Raw genomic sequence first — 15242 nt, forward strand, 5'->3', positions numbered from 1 at the left:
AGTTATGTCTGATCTCTCTACACACAATATAATGTATCTGCCTGGGGTTGGCCCCAGGAAAGCAGATATTCTAAAAAGCGAACTAAAAATTGTTTCGTTTGAGGATCTGCTGTATCATTTTCCCTATCGATATGTGGATCGCAGCAGGTTTTATTCCATCAGGGAAATTACCGGCGACATGCCCTTCATTCAGGTAAAAGGAAGAATCACCTCACTTAAACTGGCCGGAGAAGGCCGGGGAAAACGCATGATCGGAACATTCAGCGACGAAACCGGCAGTCTGGAGCTGGTATGGTTTAAAGGACTTAAATATCTCAAAGAACAAATAAAACCCAATGAAACCTATATCCTTTTTGGAAAACCATCCAAATTCAACAACACCATAAATGTTGTCCATCCCGAACTGGATAATGAACAAAAAGGGAAAGTACCATTTTTCGCAGGTCTTCAGCCCTTTTACAACACCACCGAGAAAATGAAAAGCAGCTATCTCGGTTCACGGGCTATGTTCAAACTGGTACAGAATGCATTTCAGACATACAATTCGATAATCCCCGAAACACTCCCCCCACACATCATTGAGCAGTTAAAACTGATGAACATCAACCAGGCATTAAGACACATCCACATGCCACCCGATGCTCAAACACTTCAAAGAGCCTCCTCTCGCCTTAAATTTGAAGAGCTCTTTTACATTCAACTCAACATTCTGAGACTGCGTAACCAAAGAACGTTCAACATCAAAGGACACATTTTTTCAACTGTAGGTCGCTATCTCAATCGTTTTTATGCTGAAAACCTTCCGTTTGAGCTCACCAATGCGCAAAAAAGGGTAATCAAAGAGATCAGGCGGGATATGGGCAGCGGTCACCAGATGAACCGGCTGCTCCAGGGCGATGTAGGAAGCGGAAAAACCCTGGTGGCTCTGATGGTGATGCTCATTGCCATTGACAACAACTTCCAGGCCTGCATTATGGCACCCACAGAAATTCTGGCAACACAACATTTCGAGAGTATCAGTAAGATGTTAGATGGTTTGGATATTCATGTCGGCTTGCTCACCGGTTCAACAAAAAAAGCTGCCCGTGAAAATTTACACGCAAGACTCCAATCGGGAGAACTCAACATACTTATTGGCACTCATGCGCTCATTGAAGACACCGTTAAATTTCACAACCTTGGCCTGGTGGTAATTGATGAGCAGCACCGATTCGGAGTAGCACAAAGGGCACGACTATGGAAAAAGAACCTTTCGCCACCCCATGTTTTGGTGATGACGGCCACCCCCATTCCCCGGACACTGGCCATGACAACTTATGGAGACCTGGATGTATCGGTAATTGATGAACTCCCTCCCGGAAGAAAACCGATTGAGACCACTCATGCTTACCACAAGAAACGCCTGGGACTCAACAAATTTGTGAAAGAACAAATTGATGCCGGTCGTCAGGTCTATGTGGTTTACCCATTGATTGAAGAGTCGGAAAAAATGGACTTTCAAAACCTGACCGACGGCTTTGAGTACATGAAAGAAGTTTTCCCGAATAATACCGTTTCGATGGTTCACGGAAAAATGAAACCGGCCGATAAGGATGCGGCCATGCAGGAGTTTGTGGCCGGACGATCACAAATACTGGTATCTACAACCGTTATTGAAGTAGGCGTGAACGTTCCCAATGCTTCCGTCATGATTATTGAAAGTGCCGAACGATTTGGCCTGTCTCAGTTACATCAGCTCCGAGGCCGTGTAGGGCGTGGCGCCGAACAAAGCTACTGCATTCTGATGACCGGTTATAAACTCTCCGCAGAAACCCGCAAACGCATGGAGATCATGACCGCTACCAACGATGGATTTGAAATTGCCGAAGCCGACATGAAACTTCGCGGGCCCGGAGATCTGGAAGGCACGCAGCAATCGGGACTGCCCTTTGAGCTAAAAATTGCCAACCTCGCAAAAGACACACGGCTGCTGCAAATTGCACGCAATGTAGCCTCAGATATTTTAAAGGAAGACCCCTTACTGGAAAAACAGGAAAACGCCATTCTTCGGCGCCAACTGAAAAAGCTTGCACAACAAAAAATGAACTGGGCAATGATTAGTTAAATACAGAAAAAAATCCTCAATCTAAATTCGTCTAAATTATCCCATCCTCTCCCTGCTATCATTCAATGAAACAAGATATTAAAAGTTATTTTAATTTGTTCTAAACAAAAAATAGACCCCCTCTCTATCCAATCATTCCCATTTATATACATTTGTGCCGCACAAGGGGTATAAAAACATGTCAGAAAACAAACAAATAGAACACCAGGGCATAATAGAACAGGCTGATGGGAACCGCGCAACCGTGAGAATTCTGAGTCAATCGGCCTGTGCCTCATGCCATGCCAAAGGCGTTTGTACTGCAGCCGATCTGCAGGAAAAACTAATTGATGCCTCGTGCGACCGTCCATACCAACACGGTGACAGAGTAACGCTGGTTGGCGAAAGTAAACTGGGGCTTCAGGCTGCCTGGTGGGCCTATATCCTTCCATTGTTTTTAATTATTGCCGTTCTTATCACCACCTACACACTAACCAAAAATGAAAACCTTGCCGGCTTGCTGGCATTGGGAATCCTGGTTCCTTACTTCCTTATCATCAGGTTATTTAACCATAAGTTTTTTAAAACATTTTCTTTTACCATAAAACCATCTACGGAGTAGTGTTATGAGTATTGTTTTGATTACCATATTAACGCTGGCCGGCCTGGGCGCTTTGGCTGCAGTGATACTTTATCTGGCTTCCCAGAAATTCAAAGTCTTTGAAGACCCCCGCATTAATCAGGTGGAAGAAGCTCTTCCTGCTGCAAATTGCGGAGGATGCGGATTCCCCGGCTGTCGTGCCTTTGCAGAAGCATTGGTAAAAGCAGATGACATTTCAGACCTGAATTGTCCGGTAGGAGGAGCCGATGTAATGGCTACCGTAGCCAATATTCTTGGAAAAGAAATGGGAAAGTCCGATCCCCTCGTGGCTGTGGTTCGCTGCAACGGAACCTGTGAGCATCGTCCACGCCTCAATGAATACGAAGGAGCCACCTCGTGTGCCGTTGCTGCGGCACTTTACGGAGGAGAAACAGGCTGCTCCTACGGATGCTACGGACTGGGCGATTGCGTGGAAGCATGCGATTTCAATGCCATGTATATGGACGAAAAAACAGGATTGCCGGTTATCATTGAGGACAACTGCGTGGCCTGTGGAGCTTGTGTGGACGCCTGTCCCAAAGAAATCATTGAACTCCGTAAAAAAGGCCCCAAAAGCCGTCGGATTTTTGTCAGCTGTGTCAACCAGGACAAAGGAGCAGTAGCTAAAAAAGCTTGTGATGTGGCCTGTATCGGGTGCGGAAAATGTGCTAAAGTTTGTCCATTCGATGCTATTACCATCGAAAACAATCTGGCGTACATTGACTACGATAAATGTCGTTTGTGCAGAAAGTGTGTCCCTGTTTGTCCTACAAATGCCATTCATGAGATAAACTTTCCCCCGCCAAAGCCAAAACCGGCAAAAGAGCAGGAACCGGCCAACACACCCGAAAGCAGTAATTAATTTGGACGTTCACTAAAAAGAAATATCACCGTGCTTAAAACATTTTCCTTAGGAGGTATTCACCCGGCCGACCGCAAAATATCTGCCGGTAAAAGCATAGAAGTGCTGCCCCTACCCAAACGAGTGGTGGTACCTTTGGCCCAGCACATCGGAGCCCCGGCAAAAACCGAACTCAAAAAAGGTGACCAGATAAAAACTGGTCAGGTAATTGCCAAATCCGGTGGCTTTGTGTCGGCCAATATCCATTCTCCTGTTTCCGGAAAAGTTTTCAAACTCGACGAGGTCGTTGATGCTTCCGGATACCGGAAACCTGTTATCATTATTGATGTGGAGGGGGACGAATGGGATGAGTCCATCGACCGGTCGGAAACTTTAAAGACTGAAATTTCCCTTTCTTCCGAAGAAATAATTAAAAAAGTTGGAGAAATGGGGATTGTCGGCATGGGAGGAGCTACTTTCCCTGCTCATGTGAAACTATCACCCCCCCCCGGTAAAAAATGTGATGTTTTAATCATCAACGGCGTGGAGTGTGAACCTTTCCTCACCAGTGACCATCGTGTTATGCTGGAAAAAGGAGATGAACTCATTGTCGGCGTAAAGATTCTGATGAAAGCACTTAAAGTTGACCGGGCCGTCATAGGCATCGAAAACAATAAGCCCGATGCCATCCAGCATCTAACAACGCTTACAGAAAACGAACAAGGCATAGAAATTCAGCCTTTGAAAGTTCAATATCCACAGGGTGGTGAAAAGCAACTCATTGATGCAGTTATTGGCCGTCAGGTTCCTTCAGGGAAATTACCCATCGAAGTAGGAGCGGTTGTTCACAACGTGGGAACCACCCTGGCTGTTTATGAAGCTGTTCAAAAAAATAAGCCGCTGATAGAAAGAGTGGTCACCGTAACCGGCCCCGGAGTCAGCAAACCATCCAACTTCCTCGCGCGCATCGGAACACCTGTCAGTCAGCTCATCGAAGCCGCGGGCGGACTGCCCGACAACACCGGAAAAGTAATTGGTGGAGGCCCCATGATGGGTAAAGCACTTTCCAACCTGGAAGTACCTATAACTAAAGGTAGTTCAGGCATTCTGGTTCTCCCACACGAAGAAGCGCACCGCAAACCTGTAGAAAACTGCATCCGTTGTGGAAAGTGTGTTTCGGTATGCCCGATGGGACTAGAGCCTTATCTTCTTATGATTGAAGCAGAAAAAGAACTTCTTGACCGCGCCGAAAGTGACAACATCATGGACTGCATCGAATGCGGATCATGTAGTTTCACCTGCCCGGCCAATCGTCCGTTGCTGGACTACATCAGGCTGGGAAAAGGCAATGTGGGAAAAATCATACGAAACAGAAACTAATACAAAGCATCATATAAAATGAACCAAAAATTAGTTGTATCTCCATCCCCGCATGTTCACAGTGGCGATTCCGTACCCAAGAATATGTATGGAGTAATCATAGCACTGATCCCGGCTCTGTTGGCATCGCTGTGGTATTTTGGCATCGGGGCACTGATAGTCACGCTCACCGCTATAGCGGCCTGTGTTTTATTTGAATGGGTGATTCAAAAATACCTAATGAAAGCCACACCGTCGATTTCTGACGGTTCTGCCGCGGTAACAGGTTTGCTCCTGGCATTCAACATGCCCAGCAATTTACCCATAGGACTCATTATTATTGGCGCTGCGGTTGCAATTGGAATTGGGAAAATGTCGTTTGGTGGTCTGGGAAACAACACCTTCAACCCGGCATTGGTTGGACGGGTGTTCCTACTCATCTCATTTCCGGTGCAAATGACCAGCTGGCCTGTTCCCGTTGCCTCACGTTTTCAGTATCTGGATGCCACCACTGGAGCAACACCACTGTCAGTAGTTAAGGAAGGTTTGTCTTCAGGCGCCTCTTTATCAGAATTAATGGGCGAAATTCCATCCTATCTGAATCTTTTTATGGGAAATATGGGAGGTAGTGCCGGGGAAATTGCAGGAATAACGCTTGTATTGGGTGTTCTTTATTTGCTGTGGCGCAAAATCATTACCTGGCATATTCCTGTCAGCGTTCTTGGATCAGTCGCTGTATTTGCTGCCATTCTCAATATTTCAGACCCTGAAAGTTACGCAGGCCCCTTGTTCCACCTCCTTACCGGAGGCGTTTTACTAGGTGCCTTTTTTATGGCCACTGATTATGTAAGTTCTCCCATGTCGAAAAAAGGAATGTTGCTCTATGGTGTTGGGATAGGTTTAATAACAGTTCTTATCAGAGTGTATGGTTCTTATCCCGAAGGTGTTTCATTTGCAATCCTCATTATGAATGCATTTGTTCCGCTCATTGACAGATATATGAAGCCAAAACGCTTTGGAGAAAAAGTAAAGACAACAAAAGTTCAAAAACAATAAAGAAGGACGATTGTATGGGCAAGAAAGAATCCACACTCCCAAGCATGGCACTGACCCTGATTGTCATTACTGTGATAGCAGGAAGCACGCTGGGATACATATACAAACTGACAGCTGGCCCCATTGCGGCCGCCAGCGAACAGAAACAACAGGAAGCCATCCAGCTGGTGGTTCCGGTGTTCGACAACAATCCGGCACAGGAGATGTACAAAATTGCCGCCGATGGTGGTGATTCACTCAAGGTATTCCCTGCAAAAAAAGAGGGCATCAATGTGGGCGTGGCCATCGAAAGTGTGAGTCACAAAGGCTTTGGTGGTGATGTGAAAATCATGGTTGGCATTTTACCCGACGGAACCATCAATAATTACGCTGTATTGGAACATAAAGAAACGCCCGGCTTAGGAACCAAGATGGATACCTGGTTTAAGCCATCAGACAATGCAGATGCAGGACCTTCGGGCAATGCCTTTGCCAACTGGCTTTTTGGCATCAAAAGCGATGCCGGAGGAGGCAACACCAGCATTGTCGGGGCAGACCCCTTGAAAACGAATCTGACCGTTTCTAAAGATGGTGGTGACATTGATGCCATTACTGCTGCCACCATTAGTTCCAGAGCATTTCTGGATGCCGTGCAGAAAGCATGGGCTGCTTACAATGAAAATGCAGATGCCTACAGCTCTGCAACAACCAAAAACAATGACGCTCAGGAAGGAGGTGCCCAATGAATCAATGGAAAAATTTCTCAAAAGGCTTTTTCAAAGACAATCCGGTATTTGTAATGCTACTGGGTATGTGTCCCACACTGGGAGTCACATCCTCTGCTGTAAACGGACTTGGCATGGGACTGGCGACTACATTTGTACTCGTTATGTCCAACATCGTAGTGGCTCTGGTAAAGGATTTCATTCCAGATAAGGTGCGTATTCCCTCATTCATTGTCATTATTGCATCCTTTGTAACGGTTGTTGAAATGGTTATGCAAGCTTATATCCCTGCCCTTTTTGAGGCCCTGGGACTGTTCATCCCGTTGATTGTGGTAAACTGTCTGGTACTGGGACGTGCCGAAGCATTCGCATCCAAGAATTCCCTGGGGTCGTCCATTATTGACGGACTCGGAATGGGACTGGGTTTCTCCATGGCATTGACGATGCTGGGTTCCATCAGGGAGATTTTAGGGAGTGGAAAGATTTTTGGTTTCTCCCTCTTTGCTGAAAGTTACGGGATGTTGATTTTCGTTCTTGCTCCGGGAGCATTTATTGCATTGGGTTATCTGACCGCATTCATCAATAAAGTACGCAAAGCCTGAGGAAGGGCAGTCAGTAATTATTAGTCAGTAGTTGATAAAAAGAAAATACCATGACTTATTTTATCATTATCATATCAGCAATATTTGTCAACAATATTGTACTGAGTCAGTTCCTGGGAATTTGTCCATTTCTGGGCGTTTCAAAAAAAATTTCTACCGGAATCGGAATGACCGGTGCAGTGACCTTTGTGATGGTTATCGCGACCATCGTCACCTATTTTATCCAGAAACTTATTCTCGAGCAATTCAACATCACCTTTCTGCAAACCATTTCATTTATTTTAGTGATTGCAGCTCTGGTGCAGCTTGTTGAGATTGTCCTGAAGAAGGTAAGTCCCCCACTCTATCAGGCCCTTGGCGTATTTCTGCCTTTGATAACCACCAACTGCGCCATATTGGGTGTTGCCATCATGACGGTAAGCCGCGATTACAACCTGGTGGAGGCCGTTGTTTTCTCAGGTGCATCTGCTCTGGGTTTCGGACTCGCCCTCATCACATTTGCCGGTATCCGTGAGCAACTGGATTTAGTGAATATCCCAAAAGGTATGCAGGGTGCTCCTATCGCTTTAGTTGTTGCAGGATTGCTTGCCATGGCATTTATGGGATTTGCCGGTATGGTTTAAAAAAAAATTTGAAAAAGCGGATTTTTCAGAAACATATAAAAGCTTGCAGCGTAAACAACGTTGCAAGCTTTTTTTGTCCGCAAAATGATGTAAATTTGCGGTGTTACTCAATAATTTCGAAACAGATTGGAAGGGAAAGAGAATGACTACCAGAAATCAACTCAAGACATTTAAATTTTTATCGGGAAGTGCTTTAATCCTCGCTGCAGCTTTTGCGTGGGGTTTATTTACCTATTCGGCAGAGCCTGAACAAAACGAGCCCGCTCCCACTCACAATGAGCAGTTTCAGAGCGAATACAATATTTTTTCATTGCCGGTGCCGGAGAATCCTACATTTGCAGGTGAGCCCGTACCTGTTGAACGCTCGTATATCCGGGAAAATCTGGATCGGGAGTTGTTGGTCAACACTTACTGGCAATCACAAACCTTATTATTTATCAAGCGGGCTGCAAAGTATTTTCCAATTATCGAACCCATTCTGAAAGCAGAAGGGGTTCCCGATGATTTTAAATTCCTGGCTTTGGCAGAAAGTGCACTTATTATTCGTTCCGTTTCTCCAGCGGGAGCAGCAGGTCCCTGGCAGTTTATGAAAGGAGCCGGAACCGACTATGGCCTGGAAATCAACAGCCAGGTTGATGAACGTTACCACATTGAAAAGGCTACTTCTGCCGCAAGCAGATTCCTCAAAAGCAGCTACGAAAAGTTTGGCAGCTGGACTTTGGCCGCTGCTGCCTACAATGCAGGCAGAAGTCACGTTATCGGACAATTAGACAGACAAAAGACCAACAACTACTACGATCTTTTGCTGAATGATGAGACCGGGCGGTACGTTTACCGCATTATTGCGATTAAAGAGATACTGGAAAACCCTGTCAGTTATGGTTTTCATGTAAAGGAAAGAGACTTGTACTATATGGAACCCACCTATACTGTGGAAGTGGATAGTACCATCAGCAATTTTGCTGATTTTGCCCAGAGTTTTGGTCTTTCCTATAAAGAACTAAAAGACTTGAATCCATGGTTGAGAGACGATCATCTAACCAATTCAAGAGGAAAAACTTATCACATAAAAATTCCTGAAGAGGGTGCTTTTATCCGAAGCAAGTTTCAGAATCAAACACACGCTGCATCGGAATTAGACGAACAAACACAACAGTGATTTTCTCCTGAACGAGGTGTGATTGGCGTGCCGCCAGGTTTTTCAGATTTTACCACCAATGAATGCCTGCTCTGGACTCTGTTGAGTCTGGTTAAACGAAACACCCGGCAAAAATCCGGGTGCTATTCTTATGATTTTTTTCAACCCCCAGCCTCAAACGTCCCGCTTCTATCCCATCTGTTCACACGAATATTGTATACCACTCCCTATTTACAATCCACTTCCATCACTCCGGTGTTAAAAACTCTTTTTCTCCGTTCCTGACTTTTGCTATCTTTGTAAGTTCCAAAAAAATAGTACGTGAATACACCGAAAAACAACACATTACCCATAGAGAGCGACCTTGAGCAGATTGAAGTTTTGGGTGCCCGTGTGCATAACCTTCAAAATATCGACATTATCATTCCCCGCAACGAACTGGTGGTTATCACCGGCCTCAGCGGGAGTGGTAAATCATCACTGGCTTTCGACACCATATATGCCGAAGGTCAGAGGCGCTACATAGAAACTTTTTCAGCTTATGCTCGTCAGTTTCTCGGAGGACTGGAACGACCCGACGTGGACAAAATAACGGGGTTGAGTCCGGTTATCTCCATTGAACAAAAAACTACCGGTAAAAATCCCCGGTCAACGGTTGGAACCACCACTGAAATATATGACTTCTTTCGTCTTCTTTACGCACGAGCCGGAGATGCCGTTTCGTACGAAACAGGCGAAAAAATGGTAAAACACACTGACCGTCAGATAATTGACCTCATTCTTTCGGAATTTAATGACCATGATGTATATATCCTTGCCCCAATGATAAAAGGCCGGAAAGGACATTACAAGGAACTCTTTGAGCAGATTCGAAAGAAGGGATTCCTGAATGTCCGGGTGGACGGTGAAATTAAAGAGATAAAACATGGTATGAAGCTCGACCGCTACAAGAATCATTTTGTAGAGGTTGTAATCGATAAACTCAGGGTATCGGAGAAAGACCGTAAACGGCTGGAAGAATCCGTATCGCTGGCCATGAAGCAAGGGAAAAACATAATGATGGTAATGGACAAAGAGGGTGACAAACCCCGCTACTTTAGTCGCCAACTGATGTGTCCAACCACGGGTATTTCGTACAACGAGCCGGCACCCCACAATTTTTCATTTAACTCTCCCCAGGGCGCCTGTCCCAAATGCAAAGGACTGGGTTTTGTGGATGAAATTGACCTCGAAAAAATCATTCCCAACGACAATGTCTCCATCTATTCAGGTGGCATTGTTCCGTTGGGCCGGCACAAAAACAACCTCATCTTCTGGCAATTAGAGGCATTGGCGGCCCGCCATGACTTTAAACTGAAAAGTGCCATAAAGAACATACCAGAAGAGGCATTGGATGAAATTCTCCATGGCACCGCCGAACCCCTCAAGTTAAAAAACACCCCCCTTGGCGTTTCGTCTAATTACTCTCTGAGTTTCGACGGGGTAATCAGCTACATCCACAACCAGCAATCTAACGAAACTTCACAGAAAGCCCGGAAGTGGGCCAATCAGTTTATTCAAAAGACGGTATGCTCGGCCTGTAACGGACAGCGACTCAATAAGGAAGCTCTTCATTTTCTGATTGACGGGAAGAACATTGCCGAAATCAGCAAGATGGATCTAAAGGAACTTTTTCAATGGACTGAAGGAATTGAAGACCGCCTCTCAAAGAAACAGAAGGCCATCGCCACTGAAATTCTGAAAGAGATCAGGTCAAGATTGGGATTCATGCTGGATGTGGGATTGGAATACCTGGCCCTTGACCGCAGCGCCATGACTTTATCGGGGGGAGAAAGCCAACGCATCCGGCTCGCTACTCAAATCGGCTCTCAGCTGGTAAACGTGCTTTACATCCTGGACGAGCCCAGTATTGGTCTGCACCAGCGCGACAACCACCGGCTCATTGAATCGTTAAAACAATTAAGAGATACCGGCAATTCCATTCTGGTAGTGGAACACGACAAGGATATGATGATGGCTGCCGACCACGTAATAGACATGGGCCCCCATGCGGGTCGTCATGGTGGCGAAGTCGTAGCACAGGGAACACCCCGCGACATACTGGAATCAAACTCCTTAACAGCCGATTATCTCAAAAAGATTAAAGAAATTCCAATACCCAAAGAGCGACGTACGGGAAACGGGAATAATCTGACCATCAAAGGTGCATCCGGAAACAACCTGAAAAACCTCACTGTCTCATTTCCTCTGGGGACATTCATATGTGTTACAGGCGTTTCGGGAAGCGGGAAATCCACACTCATCAACGACACGCTCTATCCCATCCTCAACCAGTACATTTACAAATCGGTGAAAGACCCGCTGACTTACAAAAAAGTAGAAGGTCTTGAATATGTGGACAAGGTAGTTGATGTAGACCAGGCTCCACTGGGCCGCACCCCGCGCTCCAATCCTGCCACCTACACGAAAATGTTTGATGAGATCAGAAAACTGTTTGCGGGATTACCAGAGGCAAAAATCAGAGCTTACCAACCTGGCCGTTTTTCGTTCAATGTGGCAGGTGGACGTTGTGAAACCTGTAAAGGAGGTGGCGTACAGGTAATAGAAATGAACTTTCTGCCCGATGTCATGGTCGAATGCCCCGACTGTCGCGGGAAACGGTACAACCGTGAAACACTGGAAGTCAGATTCAAGGGGAAATCCATCAGCGATGTACTGGATATGACCATCAACCAGGCGGTTGAGTTTTTCGAAAATATTCCCAAACTGGTTCCCCGGTTAAAAGTGCTTCAGGAAGTAGGTCTGGGTTACATCAAGCTGGGACAACCCTCCACCACTCTGTCGGGAGGAGAATCGCAACGGGTGAAACTGGCTGCCGAACTAGCAAAAAAAGACACCGGAAAAACAGTTTACATCCTTGACGAACCCACCACAGGCCTGCATTTTGAAGATATCCGGGTATTGCTCGAAGTACTGAACAAACTTGTTTCCCGGGGAAATACAGTCATCGTTATTGAGCACAATCTGGACGTGATAAAAACGGCAGACCACATTATCGACATCGGGCCCGAAGGGGGTGGCCGCGGAGGAGAACTCATCATCAGTGGAACACCCGAAAAGGTTGCACAATGCAAAAAAAGTTTTACCGGACAATTCCTTAAAAAAGATGAAGGTCTCTAACCTGCATTATTCAGGAAAGAACTTTCTGCAAAAACCCTTTCCCAAACGAAATTTACAGATTGCGGGAAAAATAACCTATTCAAAATTCAAATATGAAAACGAACTTGCGCATAAAATGTCTCAACCATGATAAATCCTTCAATATACAAAGGGGGACAACCCTCAAAGAAATTGCGGAGAATCAGAAAATATCATTAAAGCACCCCATTTTAGGGGCAATGGTCAATAATAAAGTCAGGGAGTTGTCTTTTGAAATTTATAACCCCAAAACCATTGAGTTTTTTGACATCACGCATAAGGATGGTATGAGAATGTATATTCGCAGCCTCTCCTTCTTACTCACAGCCGCTGCAAAAGAGGTGTTTCCCGAAGCCACTCTGCGTATAGACCATTCGGTAAGCAAAGGCTTTTACTGTGACCTGCACGGCACAAAGAAAGTTTTATCAATAGAGGATGTTTTCGAAATAGGCCGGAAAATGCGTGAGATGGTTACTCAGGACATTCCTTTTCTGCAATTCAAAGATGAAACCGACGATGTAATTGACCTTTTCAAAGAAAAAGGTCTTGATGACAAAGTTGAACTACTGAAACACCGGGGACAATACTATTCCACCTATTACTGCTTAAATGGGCACCCCGGTAAGTATTATGGCTTCATGGTTCCCTCAACCCGCTATCTGACGGTTTTTGACCTCAATAAATATTACAACGGAATGCTGCTTCAAATACCCAACCAACAGAAACCGGAGGAAGTCCAGGAATTGGTGGAACAAACCAAAATGTTTGAAATCTTTCGCGAATTCGGACATTGGAACCGGGTACTGAACGTTACGAACATCAGCGACCTCAACAATGCTGCCCACAACAGCAAAGCCGAACGCCTGATTAAAGTAAGTGAAGCCCTTCACGAGAAAAAAATTGCTCAAATTGCCGATAGAATTACCGAAAAAAAGAATGAACTTAAAATTGTATTAATCAGCGGTCCTTCATCAAGCGGCAAAACAACATTTAGCAAACGACTGGCAATACAGCTTCTGGTCAACGGTATCAGCCCTTTAAACCTGTCGCTCGACAACTATTTTGTAAACCGGGAGGATACTCCTCTGGATGAAAACGGCGACTACGATTTTGAATCACTGGAAGCATTAGATATTGAACTCTTCAACCAGCAGCTCCTCGACTTACTGGCCGGAAAAGAAGTGTTGTTACCAAAATTTTCATTTGAAACCGGAAAGAGTTCTTTCAATGGTGACAAATTAAAAATGGAAAAAGATAACATCCTGATTATTGAAGGTATTCACGGCCTGAATCCAAGATTGACACACCTGATAGAAAACAGCAAAAAATATAAAATATACGTATCCGCTCTTACCAACATCAACATTGACAATCAGAGCCGAATTCCGACAACCGACAACCGACTGGTAAGAAGAATAATCCGGGATTATCGTTATCGAAACTATTCGGCACAGGAAACCATTTCCCGATGGGACAGCGTTCGCAGAGGAGAAGACAAGCACATTTTTCCTTATCAGGAGGAAGCAGATACGATGTTCAACTCTGCTCTGCTTTACGAACTGGCAGTTTTAAAACCTTTCGCAGAGCCCATCCTTCTGGAGGTGCAACCAAACCAAACCGAATATTCCGAAGCCAACCGGCTATTGAAGTTTTTTAGCTATTTCAAACCCATTCTGCCACGGGAGATTCCGCCAACCTCAATCTTGAGAGAATTCCTGGGGGGCAGTAGTTTTACCTATTAGCCAATTAAAATACAGAAGAAACCAAGAAAAAATTAAACCCTATAAGGCATATAAGAAATAGGATTTGGTTGTATTTATTTTTTAAGCCCGAAACATCCAGCCAGATACCTGCTTCTTGAAATTAGGCCGCCATAAAGAACAACAATTATTATCAAACTACAGACAGTCAACAGCAAGGACTTTGCAGAAATCGCCATCGGGATGGCAATGACCCAGTACCCAACCACTACTATTACCGGCTGATGGATAAGGTAAAATGGATAAATGGCCTTATTAAGAGGCTTTCGAAGGATATGATCTTTGTTTAAATATTTCTTTCCATAACCCAAAACTGCCAGATTAATGAACCAACTCATTATAATAGCAATTACATCCCGGGCGGTTTGGACTGTCGATGAATAGGAAAAATCTGACAAAACAAACCAAGCGGACACCATTATTATAGCTCCCCCCAACCAAATTTTTCTTTGCCTTCTAAGATTTGCAACAATTTTGGAATTCCCGAAAATACCAAAGCCCAGTAGGAAGTATATAAAAAACAGAGTCATGAAAGCCCAGTCATTGTAAAAAGCGTGGGTCTCTTCCGGAAAGTAAGGCCTCAACAAAACCTGAGAAAGAAGCATTGGAACGAAAAAAAGTGCCAGACCACCCTGCCATCCAGATAAAACTTCAAATTTTGGATCTACTACTTTAAAGTAAAAACCAGATCGAAAAAAGCTGATAAAAGGAATGAATACAATGGAAATAAAATACAGGTAAACAATAAACCATAAGTGATGCCAACTGAAATTTCCTTCAGGATAAACCCCTTCGAAAATATGTGAATAAAACTCCCACAAACTTGAATACGAGGAGATTTTTTCAATATACACCTGTACCGGAACCAAAACAAATATTCCAAAAATAACAGGAAGTAAAAGCCTTTTGCTTCTTTCTGCAAAATACTTCCTCTTTGACCTAAACTTTACAGCAAAACGGGTGCCTGCTCCCGAAACTAAAAAAAGCAGGGGCATTCGCCACGAATGCAACATACCCATAACCGGATTTAATGATTCAAGTTGAACCTCGTTTTTAATGTGCCAGGGCCATCCGTTAAAAACCATTCCCACATGGTACAAAAAGACACTCAAAATAAGACCTATTCTTATCCAATCAATGTAATACTGTCGCTCGTTCATGGTGCAGTTTATTTTTACTGCAAAGCAATATAGATTTTCAAAAGAACGACGTATCTTTTCATCGGGAAGGCGTACGAG

Annotated in this window: 12 protein-coding genes; 11 read left to right on the forward strand and 1 reads right to left on the reverse strand. The window is 44.6% G+C overall.

Annotated features, from left to right (window positions below; all coding sequences use genetic code 11):
• Positions 1 to 4 precede the first annotated feature (4 nt).
• The 11 genes from recG to QZZ43_RS00395 all read left to right on the forward strand — a co-directional run bounded on the left by recG (position 5) and on the right by QZZ43_RS00395 (position 13986).
• A complete protein-coding gene (gene recG / locus QZZ43_RS00345; protein ID WP_291854743.1) occupies positions 5 to 2104 on the forward strand; it encodes an ATP-dependent DNA helicase RecG in 2100 nt (699 codons plus the stop codon).
• Positions 2105 to 2282: 178 nt separating this feature from the next.
• Positions 2283 to 2705, forward strand: a complete 423-nt coding sequence (locus tag QZZ43_RS00350; protein WP_291854745.1) for a SoxR reducing system RseC family protein — start codon at positions 2283 to 2285, stop codon at positions 2703 to 2705.
• Between the two features lie 4 nt (positions 2706 to 2709).
• Positions 2710 to 3585 carry a Fe-S cluster domain-containing protein gene (locus QZZ43_RS00355; protein ID WP_291854748.1) on the forward strand — a complete coding sequence of 292 codons (876 nt, stop codon included), beginning with the start codon at positions 2710 to 2712 and terminating at the stop codon, positions 3583 to 3585.
• A 30-nt stretch (positions 3586 to 3615) separates the two neighbouring features.
• Positions 3616 to 4944, forward strand: a complete 1329-nt coding sequence (rsxC, locus tag QZZ43_RS00360; RefSeq protein WP_291854751.1) for an electron transport complex subunit RsxC — start codon at positions 3616 to 3618, stop codon at positions 4942 to 4944.
• A gap of 18 nt (positions 4945 to 4962) precedes the next feature.
• A complete protein-coding gene (locus tag QZZ43_RS00365) occupies positions 4963 to 5979 on the forward strand; it encodes an RnfABCDGE type electron transport complex subunit D (RefSeq protein WP_291854754.1) in 1017 nt (338 codons plus the stop codon).
• A 14-nt stretch (positions 5980 to 5993) separates the two neighbouring features.
• The gene (locus QZZ43_RS00370) at positions 5994 to 6704 is read left to right on the forward strand and encodes an RnfABCDGE type electron transport complex subunit G (RefSeq protein WP_291854756.1); all 711 of its coding nucleotides are present in this window, start codon (positions 5994 to 5996) and stop codon (positions 6702 to 6704) included.
• The gene (locus tag QZZ43_RS00375) at positions 6701 to 7285 is read left to right on the forward strand and encodes an RnfABCDGE type electron transport complex subunit E (protein ID WP_291854759.1); all 585 of its coding nucleotides are present in this window, start codon (positions 6701 to 6703) and stop codon (positions 7283 to 7285) included. The genes QZZ43_RS00370 and QZZ43_RS00375 overlap by 4 nt, the downstream gene beginning before the upstream one ends.
• A 50-nt stretch (positions 7286 to 7335) precedes the next feature.
• A complete protein-coding gene (locus tag QZZ43_RS00380; RefSeq protein WP_291854763.1) occupies positions 7336 to 7908 on the forward strand; it encodes an electron transport complex protein RnfA in 573 nt (190 codons plus the stop codon).
• 142 nt (positions 7909 to 8050) lie between these two features.
• Positions 8051 to 9067, forward strand: a complete 1017-nt coding sequence (locus tag QZZ43_RS00385; protein WP_291854765.1) for a lytic transglycosylase domain-containing protein — start codon at positions 8051 to 8053, stop codon at positions 9065 to 9067.
• A 300-nt stretch (positions 9068 to 9367) separates the two neighbouring features.
• A complete protein-coding gene (gene uvrA, locus QZZ43_RS00390) occupies positions 9368 to 12226 on the forward strand; it encodes an excinuclease ABC subunit UvrA (RefSeq protein ID WP_291854768.1) in 2859 nt (952 codons plus the stop codon).
• A 92-nt stretch (positions 12227 to 12318) separates the two neighbouring features.
• Positions 12319 to 13986, forward strand: coding sequence for a nucleoside kinase (locus QZZ43_RS00395; RefSeq protein ID WP_291854771.1), 1668 nt, complete (start codon positions 12319 to 12321; stop codon positions 13984 to 13986).
• Between the two features lie 74 nt (positions 13987 to 14060).
• On the opposite strand, the gene QZZ43_RS00400 is transcribed toward QZZ43_RS00395, so the two are convergent.
• Positions 14061 to 15242, reverse strand: a 1182-nt coding sequence (locus QZZ43_RS00400; RefSeq protein ID WP_291854775.1) for an acyltransferase, incomplete at its 5' end; no start/stop codon positions are given.

Source organism: Marinilabilia sp. (assembly GCF_016278715.1).
Classification (GTDB): domain Bacteria; phylum Bacteroidota; class Bacteroidia; order Bacteroidales; family Marinilabiliaceae; genus Marinilabilia.